The organism is Tunturiibacter gelidiferens (assembly GCF_014201335.1).
GTDB lineage: Bacteria > Acidobacteriota > Terriglobia > Terriglobales > Acidobacteriaceae > Edaphobacter > Edaphobacter lichenicola_E.
Genome location: NZ_JACHEB010000010.1, coordinates 1 through 17,357 on the forward strand (window position 1 = coordinate 1; position 17,357 = coordinate 17,357).

15 protein-coding genes are annotated in these 17,357 nt (G+C 55.1%); 10 read left to right on the top strand and 5 right to left on the bottom strand.

Features of this window, described 5'->3' with window-relative positions; translation table 11 throughout:
• Positions 1 to 534: 534 nt before the first annotated feature.
• A complete protein-coding gene (locus HDF14_RS18700) occupies positions 535 to 1,467 on the top strand; it encodes a carboxypeptidase-like regulatory domain-containing protein (RefSeq protein WP_183979701.1) in 933 nt (310 codons plus the stop codon).
• Positions 1,468 to 1,573: 106 nt separating this feature from the next.
• Here HDF14_RS18700 and HDF14_RS18705 read toward each other — a convergent pair whose 3' ends face one another.
• The 3 genes from HDF14_RS18705 to HDF14_RS18715 form a co-directional block, all read right to left on the bottom strand.
• Positions 1,574 to 2,506, bottom strand: a complete 933-nt coding sequence (locus tag HDF14_RS18705) for a hypothetical protein (RefSeq protein ID WP_183979703.1) — start codon at positions 2,504 to 2,506, stop codon at positions 1,574 to 1,576.
• 853 nt (positions 2,507 to 3,359) lie between these two features.
• Entirely contained in the window at positions 3,360 to 3,845 is a 486-nt protein-coding gene (locus HDF14_RS18710) for a DinB family protein (protein ID WP_183979705.1), read from the bottom strand.
• Between the two features lie 81 nt (positions 3,846 to 3,926).
• A complete protein-coding gene (locus HDF14_RS18715) occupies positions 3,927 to 4,679 on the bottom strand; it encodes an SDR family NAD(P)-dependent oxidoreductase (RefSeq protein ID WP_183979707.1) in 753 nt (250 codons plus the stop codon).
• Between the two features lie 117 nt (positions 4,680 to 4,796).
• On the opposite strand from HDF14_RS18715, the gene HDF14_RS18720 reads away from it, so the two are divergent.
• A complete protein-coding gene (locus HDF14_RS18720; protein WP_183979709.1) occupies positions 4,797 to 5,402 on the top strand; it encodes a TetR/AcrR family transcriptional regulator in 606 nt (201 codons plus the stop codon).
• A 130-nt stretch (positions 5,403 to 5,532) separates the two neighbouring features.
• On the opposite strand, the gene HDF14_RS18725 is transcribed toward HDF14_RS18720, so the two are convergent.
• Positions 5,533 to 7,038: a PLP-dependent aminotransferase family protein gene (locus HDF14_RS18725; RefSeq protein WP_183979710.1), complete on the bottom strand. Its 1,506-nt coding sequence runs from the start codon at positions 7,036 to 7,038 to the stop codon at positions 5,533 to 5,535.
• Between the two features lie 172 nt (positions 7,039 to 7,210).
• On the opposite strand from HDF14_RS18725, the gene HDF14_RS18730 reads away from it, so the two are divergent.
• The 6 genes from HDF14_RS18730 to HDF14_RS18755 all read left to right on the top strand — a co-directional run bounded on the left by HDF14_RS18730 (position 7,211) and on the right by HDF14_RS18755 (position 10,579).
• A complete protein-coding gene (locus tag HDF14_RS18730) occupies positions 7,211 to 7,594 on the top strand; it encodes a cupin domain-containing protein (protein ID WP_406707248.1) in 384 nt (127 codons plus the stop codon).
• A gap of 52 nt (positions 7,595 to 7,646) precedes the next feature.
• Positions 7,647 to 8,132, top strand: a complete 486-nt coding sequence (locus HDF14_RS18735; RefSeq protein WP_183979714.1) for a DoxX family protein — start codon at positions 7,647 to 7,649, stop codon at positions 8,130 to 8,132.
• Positions 8,133 to 8,183: 51 nt separating this feature from the next.
• On the top strand, positions 8,184 to 8,645 hold the full coding sequence (locus tag HDF14_RS18740) for a carboxymuconolactone decarboxylase family protein (protein WP_183979716.1): 462 nt from the start codon (positions 8,184 to 8,186) through the stop codon (positions 8,643 to 8,645).
• 75 nt (positions 8,646 to 8,720) lie between these two features.
• A complete protein-coding gene (locus tag HDF14_RS18745) occupies positions 8,721 to 9,047 on the top strand; it encodes a DMT family transporter (RefSeq protein ID WP_183979718.1) in 327 nt (108 codons plus the stop codon).
• A 22-nt stretch (positions 9,048 to 9,069) separates the two neighbouring features.
• Positions 9,070 to 9,567, top strand: coding sequence for a cysteine hydrolase family protein (locus tag HDF14_RS18750; RefSeq protein WP_183979719.1), 498 nt, complete (start codon positions 9,070 to 9,072; stop codon positions 9,565 to 9,567).
• Between the two features lie 19 nt (positions 9,568 to 9,586).
• Entirely contained in the window at positions 9,587 to 10,579 is a 993-nt protein-coding gene (locus HDF14_RS18755) for a nitrilase-related carbon-nitrogen hydrolase (protein ID WP_183979721.1), read from the top strand.
• Between the two features lie 298 nt (positions 10,580 to 10,877).
• Here the strand turns inward: HDF14_RS18755 and HDF14_RS18760 are convergent, their stop codons facing one another.
• Positions 10,878 to 14,120 carry a hypothetical protein gene (locus HDF14_RS18760; protein WP_183979723.1) on the bottom strand — a complete coding sequence of 1,081 codons (3,243 nt, stop codon included), beginning with the start codon at positions 14,118 to 14,120 and terminating at the stop codon, positions 10,878 to 10,880.
• Between the two features lie 863 nt (positions 14,121 to 14,983).
• On the opposite strand from HDF14_RS18760, the gene HDF14_RS18765 reads away from it, so the two are divergent.
• On the top strand, positions 14,984 to 15,601 hold the full coding sequence (locus HDF14_RS18765) for an RNA polymerase sigma factor (RefSeq protein ID WP_183979725.1): 618 nt from the start codon (positions 14,984 to 14,986) through the stop codon (positions 15,599 to 15,601).
• Positions 15,594 to 17,339 carry a hypothetical protein gene (locus HDF14_RS18770; protein ID WP_183979727.1) on the top strand — a complete coding sequence of 582 codons (1,746 nt, stop codon included), beginning with the start codon at positions 15,594 to 15,596 and terminating at the stop codon, positions 17,337 to 17,339. Before HDF14_RS18765 ends, HDF14_RS18770 begins: the two co-directional genes overlap by 8 nt.
• Positions 17,340 to 17,357 lie beyond the last annotated feature (18 nt).

A 17,357-nucleotide genomic window follows, 5' to 3' on the forward strand; every position in this document is an offset into this window, starting at 1 on the left:
ACCAGATTCGCGAAAGGCGAAAATAGTATGACTTGCCCAACTACATGCCCTTGACACGGACCGGCCTTCTCATGGAAGGCCAATGCACTCATCGAGCGGTCAACCTTCCACAGGCCGTCTTCCACTGGATTAATTCTGTTAAACGCTCACCTAGGAACTGAACCCGTCCAATTGGGGAAGAGTTCCGCAGTCGTAGCCGGAGCCAGGATAACGCTCGCTGGTTGCCGTTCGTGTCGCGTTATAGCGAGTGCCAGCATCGGTCCAAACGTGGGTCCGATATGGGTCCAATAGGCATTTCGACGGGTTGTTTCCCGCTCTCTAACGCATTGATGGATAGCGCTAAGTTACTCAGATTGCGTCAATCCGAGGTTTGGGGTTAGTGAGGTCGCTAGTTCGATCTAGTCGTCCGCACCAGCTCTCCACACAGTTGGCGAAAAGGTGACTTCGCTGACGGTTCGCAGTCAATCCGAAAATCTCGTTGTGCGTCCAATGAAACGGCTCCTAAAATCGGTTGGAACGAACGTCGGAGGAGCGATGAATCAATCCGTCACTGGCTGCGTAGTCGACGAAACAACGGGCGAACCTCTCACTTCGCCCGATGTAAGGCTTTATCGCATCGGGGTTTCTGGCGAGGCCTGCAACGCGCTCAACGAGCATGGCTGCTTCTCGTTCCCGGACCTGCCCGAGGGTGAATACTCCTTAGCGTTCTACGATGGAAACTACGTTCCTCGGTATGAACGTCTGATTCTTGCTCAGGGTGAAATCATGCCCTCCCTGCACATCGCTCTCAGACGTGGCGGGTTCCTGTCCGGGAGGATCTTCGACGAGAAACAACAGCCGCCGGAGCGCTGCTGGTTCACCTTGATCCGAGCGGGGGAAAGAAGGGAGGAGTCAGGATACATCAGCGACTCGGGTGACCACAAAGTCTCCAACGACGGCACCTTCTGCTCACCGCCCCTCCCTCCGGCTCGATACTTTCTACGCTTCGCTGGCATTCTTCGTAAGCCATCAGACGCTGCCCCAACCGAACCGCGTCACCTCGCCACGCAACTGCGCATCTTCGATTTTCTGTATCCCGACGCTCAGGAAATCTCGGACGCGACAGGATTCGACGTTGAACTCGGCGAGATGATCTCGGGATTACAAATACAAATTCCTTGTCCGATCTGGCATACGGTTCGAGGCAAAGTAACAGGAGATCTACCGGAAGGACCTCATCGAATCAATGTGATGTTCTCGCGAACCATGGGAACAATTGACGGCGTCGGCGGAAGTGGCGGACCTAAGGTGGAGCAGGATGGAACCTTTGAACATCAGGTGCAGTCAGGCGATTACGCGGTCGAGGTCTGGGAGTTCGCACCACCAGGGCCAGATGGCCGCACGAAGGTGCTTCGGAAGTTTGCTGCCACAAACATCAGGGTGACTGACGCCAACCTGGATGGGATAGAGATCCACATTCCCTCTTGATCTGCTGAACCGTCTTAGTACCCTGCTCCGTCTTATAACCCAAGGTGTCCCGGTCGTGCCACTTGTCCAGTTGCCGAGAAACAAGTAACGCCCGCGACCATGATCTTTAGAAGTAACCTGTTGTTTCAAATGCGGGCTCGGTAAACAAAATCTCCCAGGACGCATCTAGATACAACCACCTCTGCTCGCTAAACCAGCTCGTAGCCATTTCGGGAACATGCAATAAGCCATGACCGCTGATGCAGATCAGCTCCGTTCCATTCCATGCCAGGAAGCTTCTCGAGGGCTGGCCTACCCGAGCCGGATTCGTCAGCTTCCCAAGGCACACCGGACACCGTTGCCGCTGGTCACGTAGACTCCAGCGCAGTCCAAAAAGACACAATGAGAACGCAGACATCAGCTGAATGTACTCTGACGTAACCGGATCCATCCCGCTGCGGAGATGAGCAAGATCCAGTGACACGAAGTAGACGATCGGCAACAGGAGCGTCAGCTTGCAGCCGAGAAAACCCCAGCGGCGGACTCTTGTAAACCACGAAAGCCGTCGCGAGCTAGCCCGGTACTCGCCAAGCGGAAGCGAAGTCGTTACCGGCAAAGCCAGGCATGCCAGCAGAACCGCGAAGAGAAACACATCTCCCGGCCCACGCGTTCTGTCAGTAAGAGACTGGCAGAAAAAGTCGTCCGCTGTGCCCGCCGGTGTCGGCGCAGACATATGCCATGCCTCTCCCCAGCTCGCGTGCGGTGTCTGGAGATGCGCCACCACAAATCCCAGCCGCCCAGAGAAGCCATCATGATCCTGCGGCAGTAACAACCAGGCATCGGTCTGACCGGGTAGCCTCCACTCTCCAGGATCTACCACTCCACTCACCATGGCGGACTCCGACCCCACTTGGATAAGCCGCCCGAAGATATGAGGATTGCCGCCAAACCGCCGCTTCCACATCTGCTCACTGAGGATAAACCGGGGAAGCGAGCCCGGAGCCTCCCGAGCGTAGCGAACGCGCAGACCAAGCAGGTCGAAGAGATTGGAACGAGTCAATCACACAGCGCCGGCCTGCCAGACTTCCCTCGGAAGCGAGCTTGGCTAGCCAGTCTGGTCTATAGCTGTGGCACTCATCCTCGGTATGAAGCCACGGATCTCTCTTCTGCTGTCAGCGGTCTGCTCCAGACAGAGGCGCTGAACCCACGGTGTGCGGAGCAACCAAAGACACGGCCCCATTCAGGTCACCTACGCTCCGGCTTCTCAGCCGATGGTCTCTCCAGTTCGGAGGCGATCCATACTCGGCCCTACCGGCGGATCGAACAGGGTCTGAAGAGCGCCGGCTTGATCCTCCAGGCCGGCGGATTGGGTGCCATCGTGCTCGATCTTGGAAGCATCGCGCCAGAGTTCGTGTCGCGTGTGGAACTATGGACATGGCATCGATTCCGCGTAGCGGCAGAACGGACGCAATCGAGTACTATTCTTTTAACCCAGTATGTCTGTGCCAAGAGCAGCGCCGAACTCTTGTTGCGTCTGCATACCCCAAGGATGCTTCACGAAGGCCGCTGCGGCTGACTGATACTCGCCGCCTTCAAAGAAGAATCCCGATTGGAATAGAGGGCTCAAAGCCGCATAGCGGCCCGAAAAAGAACGGAGAATTTCTGGCATGGTTTGCCGTTGGAGATGCCAGATAGGCATGAAACAATGACCGGGTAGGTGTGTAGCGTATACGTGAGGAAGGCAGGTTCCTTGATGCATTCCTCGAGAACATCCTTCAATAGCTTTCGGAACTGCTGGGACACGCCGGGCTTCAGCTTATATCGAAGAAGAAGAACACACTTGGTAGACACTGACGAATCTCCTTTTGAGAACGGTTGTTGTCTTGAATGAAGAGGCGGCGTGAATAATCGAGCTATCTGCTGCGCGTCAGGATCGCCTGGCCAAAGTGGTAAGCGAGATGCGAAGTTCTGGCTAACAGAATGGTGTATCGATTTCGATGGGGTTCGCGCACAAAATCTTCATCCGAAACAGTGGTGTGTTTGGCTAGCCAGTCCGAGGCCGACAATTTGCTGAATCCGAGCCAGAGCGCCTCGTTAATCTTGTTCCAAATGTCCTTTAGCTCTGCACCGGAAAGAGTCTGCACCACGGCGCGGTCAGGACTCGAAATGAACATGGCGTCGAGTTCGGGATGAAGCCGCGCACCGAATCCGAGCAGCGGAATTAGAGCATCGCTCACTGCAGTAAGGTGTCCCCATAAGTACATGAGCCTGTTCTTCCCTGGGGCGATTTCATGGAGCAGCTGCTCCTCAGTGAGACTAGAGAAAAACTTTCCAGTTCGGTCTACATTTAGCTTCCAGGCGCGAAGCGCCATATCTACAAAAGCATCTTCAGTGCTCAATGGGCTACAACTCCTTCTGAGATGGACAACAGTGAGAAGTGAGTGCGCCCAGACCGCGACGCACCCCACATGACAGATGAACTAAATTTGAGCGGCTCCGCCGTCCACGAAGAGCTCGATACCCGTAATGAAGCTGGCGTCGTCGGAGGCGAGAAATGCGACCGCTTTACCGATCTCCGCTGGCTGGCCCAGGCGACCGAGCGGCACCGTTGACGCGAGATGGGCGAACAAACCACTGCGCTGCTGTTCATCCGGAGCGAGCCCACCAAGTCCCGGGGTCTCAATTGGTCCGGGGCTAATGGCATTCACGCGGATCTTGCGGTCCTTCAAATCGACGGTCCAGGAGCGAGCAAATGAGCGGACAGCCGCTTTGCTCGCAGAATAAACACTGAATGCTCCCGTGCCCTTGATCGAAGTGATGGAGGCATTGAGGATGATTGCGCCTCCGTCAGGCATCAGCGGCAACGCCTTTTGAACGGTGAAAACCAGGCCTCTTACGTTCGTATTGAAGATCCTGTCGAAGTGTTCTTCGGAGATCGCGCCCAAGGGGGCAAAATCACCGCCGCCCGCGTTTGCGAAGACGATATCAACACGGCCCTTCTGTTGTTTGATCTGACCATAGACCTTATCCAGGTCGCTAAGTGAGGACGAGTCGGCCTGAATGCCGGTGACGTTCGATCCGATGGTCTTCACCGCGGCATCGAGCTCCGATTGACGTCGGCCTGTGATGAAGACGTATGCGCCCTCCAAAACCAGCTGCTGAGCAGCGGCGAGGCCGATGCCCGCACTGCCACCTGTGACGATTGCTATCTTGCCTTCAAGCTTCTTTGACATAACGTCTCCGGATCTATTTTGTACTGTTCGATCTAAAACATAGATGTGGGTTCACAGGAAAGGTTTCAGATATTTTGGACTGTTCAGTTAGTTATCTGCATCACATATTCTATGAACATGACTGAGACAGCAACGGTGAAGTTGGGTCGCCCGCGTGGCTTCTGCGAAGATACAGCGCTGGAAGCGGCCATGCGTGTCTTCTGGGAGAAGGGGTACGAAGGTACTTCACTCACGGACCTGACAGAGGCGATGAGGATCAATCGCGCCAGCCTTTACTCAAGCTTTGGTGACAAAGAGACTCTGTTTCGCCGAGCACTTGCTCGCTATGGGGAAGGGCCAGCCGCCTATCTCAAGGTGGCGCTGCAAGCACCGACCGCTCGAAGAGTAGTCGAAACACTCCTCAAAGGGGTAGTCGACCTTCTGGGGAATCCGAAGAATCCTCGTGGATGCTTGTCCACACAAGGAGCGCTAGCAACAGGACTTGGCGCCGAGCCCATCAAGAACGCACTTATCGAATGGCGCAAAGGCGCCGAGGCAGAGATTCAAAAGCGATTCAAGCGGGCAAGGACAGAAGGGGACCTGCCGGAAGATATAAACCCTGGAGATCTCACTCGATATCTGTCCTCAGTCGTTTATGGCCTCGGCATTATGGCTGCGAATGGCGATACGAAAGCCGACCTGAACCGCGTAGTCGACATGACACTGCGGACGCTGCCTTTGTAAGAGGGAAGCAGGATCAGGTACAGTATTGAATCTTCGTTAGGGAACGGAGGAAGTTTTATCGTTGACTAGCAATTTGATACACGACCTTGCGCGGAGCTCTGGACCCGTTACTCCTCCTGCGGGCAGAAGATTATCTCGGAAGGCCTGATAGAGTCTTGGGCGAACGCAAAGCAACTCCAAGGACAGAAACGCCGCGGCGCAACTCTGCTGGACTACAGGCTGCGAAGCCCAGCATGAGTGCCGGAGGATGCTCGTATTTTATGGTGAACATCGACAGCGGGGTCACTTCAAGCCCGAACTCCTGCGCTTGTCGCGCCGCATCCTGATCAGATTCCCATGTTTTGAGCCAGCCAAGTGTGCGTATGCCCGAGCCTGCGTACACGACATCAAGCACTCCATCGAGATGTTTGTCGGCAGCCGTTTTCAAGACCTCGATACGTTCTGCGTAGCTCTGGCGCATGCGGCGGAGATGGTGGCCGAAGTGACCTTCCGTGATGAACTCGGCGAGGATGGCTTGATCAAGTGTAGGAGGATGGAGGTCGACGAGGGTTCGGGCTGATGCGAACTTCTCTACGAGGCGCTCGGGCAATACCATGAAACCTAGACGCAGCGCATTGAAAAGCATCTTGGTGAAAGTGCCGACATAGATAACGCAACCAGAACTGTCGAGCGTTTGCAGCGCCGCAACGGGGTGACCGAAGTAGCGATACTCCGCGTCGTATTCGTCTTCGATGATCCATGCGTTCGCGCTGGCGGCCCAGCGAAGCAGTTCCATCCGGCGGTCAGCAGACATGGTGACGCTCATCGGAAATTGATTCGCTGGTGTGACGTAGACGAGCTTTGCGTTGGGCGCAAGCCTGCGTCCAGCCTTCACGATAACCCCTTCGGAATCTACAGGCACCGCGACTATACGAGCACCCGCAGCCCGAAGTGTTTGAAGAGCGCGTGAATAGCCGGGATCTTCCATCCAGACCTGATCGCCATCGGAAAGCAGGAAACGACCGATGAGGTCGAGGGCTTGCTGCGTGCCTGCCGTGACGATGATCTGTTCAGCAGAGCAACGCACCCCGCGTGACGATCCAACGTACTCAGCAATCGCTCGACGGAGGGGCTGGTAGCCCGCAGCGTTGCCGTGACCGTAGAGGGAGCGAGGAGCGCGGCGTAATACCCGGGAGGCAACCCGTGCCCAGAGGTCTACTGGGAAGAGATCAATGGCCGGTTCGTAGGAGCGGAAAGCTTTGCCAATGGAGTGAGACGCAGGCATCACTTCTACATCTTTTAAAAATTGTTGTGCCCGCTTGGAGAGTGCAGCTTTTGATCTGTGAAGAGCGAGCGTTGCAGGCTTGCGCGCGGCATACGGCGGTCCCGTCGCAATGCCCGAGGCGACGTACGTTCCTGATCCGACTACAGTGCGCGTGTACCCCTCTGCCTGTAGCTGGTCAAAGGCGGCGACCACGGTCCCCCGTGAGAGGGAATACTGCTTTCCGATGTTACGCGTAGAGGGCATACGAGCACCTGGCTTCAAGCGCCCGTCGAGAATGGCGCCGCGTAGCTCCGCGTAAAGCCAGCGCCAACGATTTTGTTTACCAGAACGCGGAGCGAGGGAAAGGTCCTGGAACGTTTCTTCTTTAGACATCGATGCAGTCACCAACTTTTAAAATTGAAAAAGTGGACCAACTCATCATTGCATTATGGACCTTCTTTCCGATCCACATAGGGCCTAGTGTTGGTTGCAAGGAGATAAACAGATGCAAGTAAAACGGAAGTTGCTGAAAAGTTCAATAGCGGCATTGGCGTTCGCACTTTTGATGATTGGCGCATTGGTACCAACCGGGACTCTAAGGGCACAGAATGCGGCGACCACGCAGGAGACCATTACACCCCTCATAACGAAAGATCTGGCAGGATCTGCGAGCGAGCAGGTTTTGATGTACACCGTAGACTTTCCGCCGGGATTTTCGAGCCCCATCCACCGTCACAATGCACAGGTATCGGTTTATGTCCTGGATGGTTCCGTAGTGATGCAGGTGAGGGGGCAGAAAGAAGTCACACTGCGGCCAGGCCAGGATTTTTATGAAGACCCCGCCGATATTCATACCGTTAGCCGTAACGCCAGCAAGACAAAGCCAGCAAAATTTCTGGTGTTCATGATTAACAAGAAGGGTGCTCCCCTGGTGATACCAGCAAAGTGAGCCAGCAATGGCGAACTCTTCTGGGCCCAGAACTCCATTCGAAAGGATCTATATGAACGCAATTCCAATGAAGGATTCGAAATTCGCAGGCTATGCATCCCTGTTGCTACGAATTGGGCTCGGCGTTGGTTTTCTGTCGGCCGTGGCTGATCGACTTGGACTTTGGGGCGCATTTGGGCAGCCGAATGTCGAGTGGGGAACTTTCTCTCGGTTCCTGGAATACACCCATACTCTCAACTGGTATCTGCCAGATGCGATGATCCTTCCGCTGGGGATCATCGCATCTGGTGCAGAAATCCTCCTGGGCTTTCTTCTTCTTGTCGGCTGGCGCACACGTGTGACTGCGTTGTTAAGTGCACTTCTTATGTTGGTCTTCGGTGCCGCGATGACGCTTGCACTGGGAGTCAAAGCACCGCTGAATTTTGCCGTGCTTACTGGAATAGGAGGGTCCTTGCTTCTCTCAACCTGCGAAAGCTTTCCATATAGCGTGGATGAGTTTCTGTCCCGGCGAGCTACTCATCGAATTTCCAAATCCTGACCCTGAATGATGACCGGTCTAACTAGATATTGATTTCAAGGAGAGACGACAATGCAAGCAAGACTAGACGCACAGAAGGTATCCCCGGCCGCATATCAGGCCCTGCTCGGAATGGGGATGTTTGTTCGCAAACAGTCGAAGCTGGAGCCTGCTCTGATTGAACTGGTGAAGATACGCGCGTCGCAGATCAATGGATGTGCCTTCTGCATCGACATGCATACCAAGGATGCACGGGCAGAGGGTGAGTCGGAACAACGAATCTATGCTCTCTCGGCATGGGAGGAGACGCCATTCTTTACGGATCGCGAGCGCACTGCTCTGGCGTTGACAGAAGCGATCACTTTAGTACGGGAAGGGCATGTCCCCGATGAAGTATATGAAAAGGGCAGGAAGAGCTTTTCCGAGGAAGAATTAGTGAACCTGACCCTGGCAATCATCACCATCAACGGATGGAACCGGCTAGCGATCACATTTCGCTACGTGCCGGGTGAGTACCAGCCAGGAAAGAAGTAGGACTTGGACGATATGGGCCCGTGAAAGATAGTGGGCCCGGATCGCGAGACGATGTGGGGCAGGGAGGTCTTTGGAATGAAACAGTATGCCTGGTCAATCCTTGTGGTTGCCGGTGTGTTTGAGACAGGTTTTTCTATTGGGCTGAAGTACTCGGAAGGGTTTACACGATTCTGGCCATCTATAGCGACCGTCGTCATGATCGTACTGAGTCTCGGCTTGGTTGGAGTTGCAACGCGGAGTTTACCGCTTGGCACAGCGTATGCCGTATGGACTGGCATTGGTTCTGTAGGCACTGTGGCACTGGGTATTGGCTTGTTTGGAGAGTCAGCAGCTTTGAGCAGGTTGGCTTGCCTGGGGCTAATCGTTTCAGGCGTTCTGGGACTGAAGCTGCTTGGTAAATAATATGCAAAGACGGCATCACACCATGAGACAGGCTCTTCTTATTGTCGATGTTCAGCCGAGCTTTCCGATACCGATAGAAATTCTGCATGGCATCAGGAAACTCAGCACCCTCCTCCCCAGCGTTGCAACAGTCGAGAAACACGATGAATCTGTGACGCCTTTTGAAAGCCAGCTAGGATGGAAACCCGGAGAGGCTGACGAGAGTCTCGTACCCGCTGGCCGCGTCTTCATCAAACACGGCTACCTCCCGCCTCCGGCAGCTATCGAATATCTTCGGGATCTACGAGTGGACCGGATACTAGTTTGTGGTACACAAGCGGACACGTGCGTTCTTGCAGCCGGTTTCGCACTTTTCGATGCTGGTTTACATCCGACACTTCTTGAGTGGCTTACAGTTGGTTCGTCATTAGACCGCTCCGGTGAGCTCGGGATGCGCCTCTGGAAGCACCATTTTGGACAGGTTCTCCAACATTCCCATCAACTCGATCTTACTGACGTTGCTGGGTCACTCATCACTTGATCGATCAAAGGAGAAAACCGTGAACATCGTCAAAGCAGCAGCAGTTCAGATCAGTCCCGTGCTCTACAGCCGAGAGGGCACGGTGGACAAGATAATAGCGAAAATCCACGAACTCGGTAAATTGGGCGTGCAATTCGCCACTTTTCCGGAAACTGTCGTACCCTACTACCCTTACTTCTCCTTTGTGCAAACTCCATTCGAGATCCGAACCGGGAAGGAACATCTCAGATTGCTCGATCAAGCAGTGATCGTACCCTCGGCCACCACGCACGCTATTGGAGGGGCTGCGCGGCAGGCCAAAATGGTTGTATCTATTGGCGTCAATGAACGCGACGGAGGCACGCTCTTTAACACACAGTTGTTGTTTGATGCAGACGGCACCTTAATCCAGCGTCGTCGAAAGATCAGCCCAGCCTATCATGAGCGCCTGATCTGGGGACAAGGCGACGGCAGTGGACTTCGTGCTGTCGACAGTGCGGTTGGGCGCATCGGTCAGCTGGCGTGTTGGGAGCATTACAATCCACTTGCCCGCTATGCTCTTATGGCCGATGGCGAGCAGATTCATTCGGCGATGTATCCGGGGTCGTTCGCAGGCGACCTGTTTGCCGAGCAGATGCAGGTCAACATCCGCCAGCATGCACTTGAGGCCGGTTGCTTCGTTGTCAATGCTACTGCCTGGCTCGATCCCGATCAGCAGGCCCAGATCGTGCAAGACACCGGATGCAACATTGGACCGATCTCTGGCGGTTGCTTCACTGCGATCGTTTCACCCCAAGCGCAATTGATTGGCGAGCCCATCCGTTCCGGCGAAGGCGTTGTGATTGCCGACCTCGATTTCACCTTGATCGATAGGCGCAAACAGTTGATGGATTCACGCGGCCATTACAGCCGTCCAGAGTTGCTCAGCCTGGTCATCGACCGCACACCGACTGCTCACCTCCATGAGCGGTCCGCGCATCCTTTCTCGACTGTCGCAAAGTTTGCTGACGAGCCCAGGATAGAGACCGCATAGTTCATCGCGACCTCAAGCCAAGACCACTCTCCATTTAGCTTCTAATGTAGGGGAGTGTTTGCCGCTGCGAATGCCGCCTCTACAGAGAGAGGTACGCCGCTCGCATATAGAACTGCGAGCAGTGGCCTGGGACAAGATTCCTGAACTGTGTAGCTGATCACAGATAGGAGACGCCGCTACTTTGGCGGCACCTCCCATCTGTAAGCAGATCAGGCGACGAGCACGGCGCGGAAGCGAGCTTTGCCCTGACGCATATGATCCAGTGCCGCATTCGCGTCAGCCATCGGAAACCTCTCGATCATTGGCTTGATCCTGTGCTGCGCTGCGAACGCGAGCATTTGTTGTATCTCGTGAACGGAGCAGGCTGTCCTCCAACAACCGCCTTCTCCCCGAACATCAGATTGAATGCAGAGAAGGCAATTGGCTTTTCGGGAACGCCGACAATACAGAGTTGCCCCTGAGGGCGAAGCGCGGCTACGTATCCATCCCAAGGTAGGTCAGCGGACACGGTCGACAGGATGAAGTCGAACGACCTGGCCGCTTTCCCGTTCGCGATCGCGACCTCGATCTGCCGCAACAGATTAGCTGTGTCGCGTTTGACGATTAAATCGCGTTCTCCCGGATTTTCTTGCGCGGTCCATCCACCCTTTGACTGATCACCTAATGCCCAACTCACAAGGCGAAGCCGTGCGTTCAATATCCCCTGCAATACGGAGGTTACATCATCTTCCGAGGAGTCGAGACCGAGTTTGCGCATCATCGGTCTCAACTGCGTCACACCCGCAGAGGCCTTTCGAAGATGCCGCAAGAGGAAATCGCCGATGGTGGCGTCGGTGGGGCTGAGTGCACGGGCTTGATCAACCGCGTCCAATGTGAGTAATTTTTCGGTCGCCCTGCGTATCCATGGGACAGGATCCTCGTCCGTCGAGCTACTGATTGGACCAAAGAACGGAGTGCCGGCATTGATCTGATTTGCTACGGCTTCTACGAGTTGCGTCTTGCCGAGCCTGTTTTCGGCCTCTTGGAGTGTGCCGAGGGCCGCGCCAGGATTCCCCAAACGATGTAGCGCGAGTGCCCTGTAGGCGTACAAGGTCTCGCTTGGCCGGTCGCTCTTGATCGCAGACAAGAGATCCAAAGCTTGATTCGGGCGTTGGATGGCCAGCGACAGAAGAGCACTGTTCAGGAGGATCGGCGTTCGATCGGTCTCTGCAAGATTGCGGTGTGAATTCACCTGTCGACGACCGGCGGCTATCAGCTCTCTCGCCTGTTGGCGTCGATCCGAATCAAGGAATCCGAAGTTGTTGTCGATGACGAGGGCCAGGGTCTTCGCGGCATGAAGATTAGTGAAATAGGCGGGAATCTCTCGATGACGGACGTGAAGACGATGGAAGATGTCGGCTGCTTGGACGGGCTGGCGCCGCGCGAGAAGGGAAAGGCCCCGATAGAATTCGAGGGCATCTTGGGCTGAAGCTTTGTCCAAGTCCGAAATATCGTCCGGGACCGGCAGATTGTCCAACTCCTCCCAACGCTCTGTTTGGAGCAGCAAGCGCAGGCGGAACCGCAGACGTTGCAATGAACGTCCCGGAACCTTGCCTAACGTTTCTAGTTCGTTCTCTTTATCGAGAAAGAGCGCTGCGATATCCGTTACGCCCGCGTTGAGAAGGTGTTCGATACGGGTTTGTTCCTCCGTAAGCATCAAAAGGCGGCTCGAATAGCCCGGGGTGAGGACTTTGATCCGGTCTCGAATCAAGGTCTGGAGAACCGATGGTACATATGAGAGAAGTTGGGCTAGTGTCGCAGGCTCCTCAATCATGAGGATTGTCGTGAGAAGCTGTTGCCGTTGTTCGTCGCTTAACGCGGTGAGTGCCTCACCAAGGTCAGCGCTAATTGGCCGATCTCGGTCTTTTCCAGGCCTCTCGGAGTCGAAGCCAGCCGCGAAAGCATCCACCTGTTTTCGATCCAGCCGATTCGATGATCCCGATCTCACTGCTGAGACAAGAGCCGCAACCAGATCCTGCGGGACTTCAGTGTCGAGCCTTGCGACGATACGACACAGAACCCGAACGTGAACACGAATTGAGCGTTTGATGGAATCCAGAGTTTGTAGCGCCTCGATGGAGTTGGGATCTGCTGACACTGCCGCAAAGCGCGACGCGAGGTTCAGAGGATCAAAAAAGCTCGAAATGTACCCGGCTCCCGATTGTCGCGCCAAATTGTAGAGGCTTAGCGACTGCCCCTTGTCCATTTGCCGCGCGGAGATCCGGAAATGACCGGTAACCACTGCGTTGCCGTAAGCCGTGACGAATGGCGCACCGCTGATACCATTCACATCGCCGGAGGCATCCACTAGGGAAAGCAATCCCGTGAACATTCCCTCAGCCGGTCCGCCGAGGCCACTTTGCGCGGCACCCTCAAGGATGGAAATCAATTTAGTACGGCCGATTTCTGAGAGTGTCTGGATCAGAGTTTGTCGCATGCGTTCGGAGCTTTCTTCCGACGATCCCGTCCGGGCGATCCCGTCGCCGAAGATGACACGAAGGAGCGCAGCAACCTCTGCCACCTCAACTTCGTCGTTATCGCCTAGATAGCGAAGAACCTCAGCGGCATTGAGGAAAGCATCTTCTTTGAGCCTTTCGCTCGATTCCCTGAGTTCATTTCCTGCCAGAGCATCTCCTGGAAGCGACCATTGCCATAAGAGCAGACACGTCAGCGCAGTGGAGGATCCAAGCAGTAACATGTCTGCGATTGGCAACGATCGAGCAGAAGGCTGAAGCCCGAAAAGGAACAGTAGTTCTGTCTTTCGTGCGATGAGTGGATAGAGACGCGCCCACAGTGGATGAGGAGCAGGGCAGTTCTCCGTGTCCTGGATGTCTCGTATTAAAAGCGAGATCAGAGCCGTATGGCCTTCAAGAGGCCAAATGCGTGCGAGAAAGAACCGTTCAAGCCCATAGGTGTTCGACCAAATGTACCGCTCGACAAGCGTGGAAGGTACCGCGGGCAGACTCTTGCGGGCGAGTTCGATGCTTGCACCCTGCTGGTGCGCCATATAAGTGGCAATTTCTTCGTGAATGTGATCCCAGTCCGCCAGCGGCTCAGACTCGATCAGAGAGAATACCGCCGAATGGAAGCGCTCAAGAGCGTAAGCACTCCACGTTCGTTGCGGGACAAAGCTGGGCCAGCGCAGCAACTTCCAGTCTTCCAGCCACCGAGCGAGAGGCGCGTTCAGTGGTTGCTCAGAGCACAGCTGTTCCCAGCGTCGGGATGCTACCCAGTCAGGCCTCGGGCTACGAAGCTCGTCTAGCGAAAGGCTCCCGGTGTTGAGGGACTCGATAACGGGTTCAATCTCTGAATCCACTGGCATTCGTGGCAGATAACGGACCGAGTATTGTTTTTTCTGGAGCCAGTCGAAGGCCTCTGCATAACCGGGATACTCTCGCTGGAACGCGCGTACGTAGTCAACGGGAATGACTACCCGATCTTGGATGACTTGAATCCAGCCTTGCGATCTCAAATTCTCGAAGGACGGGGCCCCAGCCTGCATTCGCCGTTCGTACTCTGTTATAGCGTTCGTCAGGGTTGCGGTGCGAACGAAATCCACGGACTGAAGAAGCTTTAACAGGGATTCGTCACTTATTGCGAAGTCGCTGCGGGGCTTAATAGAGTGCGGCCGAGTGGTCGTAAGGAGATTTGCGAACACCCGACGCAGGGTTCGTCTTGTCCCCCAAACGATCGAAGGGAAGTCCGGGGAAACGCGTGCTCTTGTTCGACGAAGTCATTCAAACATCATGATAAATAGAGGGCTTGGGTTTCTGTTTATGCTAAGGGCTGTGCTGTTTTATTGTGGGAAGCATTCTCTAATTGCGCGCTGAACTGGATGTACTCTTGTCCCATGCACAGTTGCCGTTCTCGAACAGCAATGCGGTAGAAACCGAGCGTTGGCAGCACAATAGATCGAAGCTTACGACTGTCACAAAGCTAAACAGGCCGTTGACCCTCCGTTCGTAGACAAGAGCCACCCAGCTACATCAACGCCTGTGTAGGGCGCACTCGGCAAGCGAAGGGTCTCGTCCCAACGAAACTCAGTCATGTGAGAGCCGAAGAATGTTACAGCCTCAAGAAAAAACAGATTGCTACTGCAGCACGGACGCCGCTCAAGCGAATCGAATGCGCATCACCGATAAGGGTGTGTATCCAGCTAGTCCGTCTTCCATCCAGATGATGCCCAACTTACTGCGTTTATTTTCAAGGCTATCCAAACAACCTGAATGACGGTGTTTCAATCCTTCTGCACGTGAGCTATGTCACTTCCAGGGCATGTGGGGCCCCGCTCGATCGCTCTGTGAAAGTTCGATGACAGACCCGAACTTTGATGCTGTTGATTTGTCTCTCCAGTAACAGGCCCAATTGAGCTTGGCAACTTGGAGTAAGGAAGAGTCTGTCCCCGGCATGGAGAACGAAAACAGCGCATTGTTACGGCCTCACCTAAGCCTCTTCGCTACAGAAGAGCGCAAGGGGACCGCCCATCGTACCCGCGTGGTCGAGCTGTTTCGCGAACTGCGGTTACCGCTCTATGGCTACCTTGTCTGCATCGGCCTTACGCCGCCCGAATCAGAGGACGTAATCCAAGAGAGTTTTCTTCTATTGCACCAGCAGCTGAGCCAAGGCACAAAGATCGCGGACTTCCGCTCCTGGCTGTTTCGCGTAGCACATAATCTGGCGGTCAACCTGCAACGGTCGTCACGTCGCTTCCTCCATAGCGAGGAAGAAGAGACGGTCGCGAGGATACAGGAGGAGCCGGGCAAAGGGCCGACGCCGGAAGACTCCTATCTGCAAAAAGAGATGGACCAAAAACTAGACCATTGCATGACCCAGCTTACCGAACAGCAGAGACAGTGTTTGCAGCTACGAGTTGAAGGATTAAAGTACCGCGAGATTGCTGCGGTGATGCAGATCAGTATCTCTAGCGTCTCCGAGCTTATGCAGCGCGCCATAGTTCGCTTAACGGGGGCGCTTCATGAATAAGTTTACGAACTCGCTTCTGCGGAGTGAAGACAAGCATCCGAGCGACGAACAGATGGTCGCATTCATTAATGGAGAACTTACCCTTCGTAAGCATGCCGCGGTTGCTCATCATCTGGACGGTTGCTGGCGGTGCCTGGCAAAGAAGAAGCAGATGGAGGAGACGGTCTTTGCATTGGTGGGGCGGCGCGAACGGCGATTACGTCCTCACCTTCCACCTTCAACCGGTGCGGAGGGGCGACTGGTTGCACTGCTGAACGAGCAAAGCATCCGAGAGGAACAACCCTCACAAAACTCATTGATATATGGTCTTCGCTCGCTCCTGCCGTCCACTATGAATCCGGTTCTCGCAAGCATCTTTGTTGTTACCCTGGCGTCGATCACGCTGTTCTTCATCTGGAAGCAGGCTGCACCATCGCTGAGTGCCTCGGATCTTCTGGGGAAGGCGATGGCGAACGAGCAGGCCTTGGCCGAGCGTGCTCAGCCTGGGGTGGTCTATCAGAAGCTGGTAATGCGGCGCGGTGCGCACAGTATAGAGCGCACGGTTTACAGCGATCTGCAACGAAAGCGTGTGGCCAAAGCGCAGCATTTGGATGCCGCCGCGACGGCGATGAAGCAGGCGGTCGAGGCCGGCGGCGTGAGCTGGGATGAACCGCTTTCGGCTATAGACTACAACCGATGGAGAGAGAGCCAACACTCTGCCACGGACCGTGTAAAGTCCGCCGGAGACGGACTGGTGAGCGTGGTCACCAGCGTGCGATACGGGCCGATCCGGCAGGAGTCGTTGACGATGCGAACCTCGGACCTTCATCCGGTGCGCCGCACGATTGAGACTCGCAGCCAGGACACGGTGGAGATCGCCGAGCTGAGTTACACCGAGCTGAAGTGGAGCGAGGCGAATGAAGCGTTGTGGGAGCCGCTCTCTCCAATGTTGCATGAAGAGGGCGAGCCCACCCTCAACCTGCCAAAGAGAAGCCTCCTGACTGACGAGCAACTCGATGTGGCCGAGCTGGAAGCAAGGCTTGTGCTGAACAAGCTGAACGCCGATGCCAACGAGCAGATTGAGATTAAGCGATCGAGGAACGCGGTGCATGTGGAAGGCATTGTGGATACCACCGAGCGGCAGCACGCTCTGAACCTTGGGCTGCGGCAGGTAGCTCATGTCGTTCCGTCGATTCTAAGTCTGGAGGAGCTCAACGCGCGTCGCAATGCAGGGTCCGGTACGGCTTCGATTCGTGAGAGCGCCGTGGCGGCACAGCCTGCTCCTCTTGAAGAGTTCTTTCACGAAAACTCCAAAAGCTCGGAGGAGATGGGCAGGGTTTCCAACCAGCTGCTCAGCCTGTCTCTTGAGATTCAGCGAGAGGGAAATGCTCTTACGGAGCTCAACCGGCGTTTCCATGGGAATGATGAGTTGGACCCGTTGGGGCGCTCTGCCCTGACGCAATTACTCACCAACCATTCTTCGTTGCTTCGAGCCGCTGTGCGCTCAGAGATCGAGATACTTCAGTCGTTCTCGCTCGTGCCTGAGCAGAGCACCGAAGATGGACACACCATAACATCCGCAGCTGCAGGCCTTACGGAGCAAAGTACTCGCAACGTAAGCCTATGCAGGGAGCTTATATCTTCGAGTGAATCCTCTCCCCGCACGGCGCAATCGATAGCCTCTGAAATGGCCAAGACCCTTCACTTACTGAGCAGAGATCCAGTCTTACTCGCCTTGGAACCAAACTCCAGTCACTAACAAACAACCTTTCCAGAA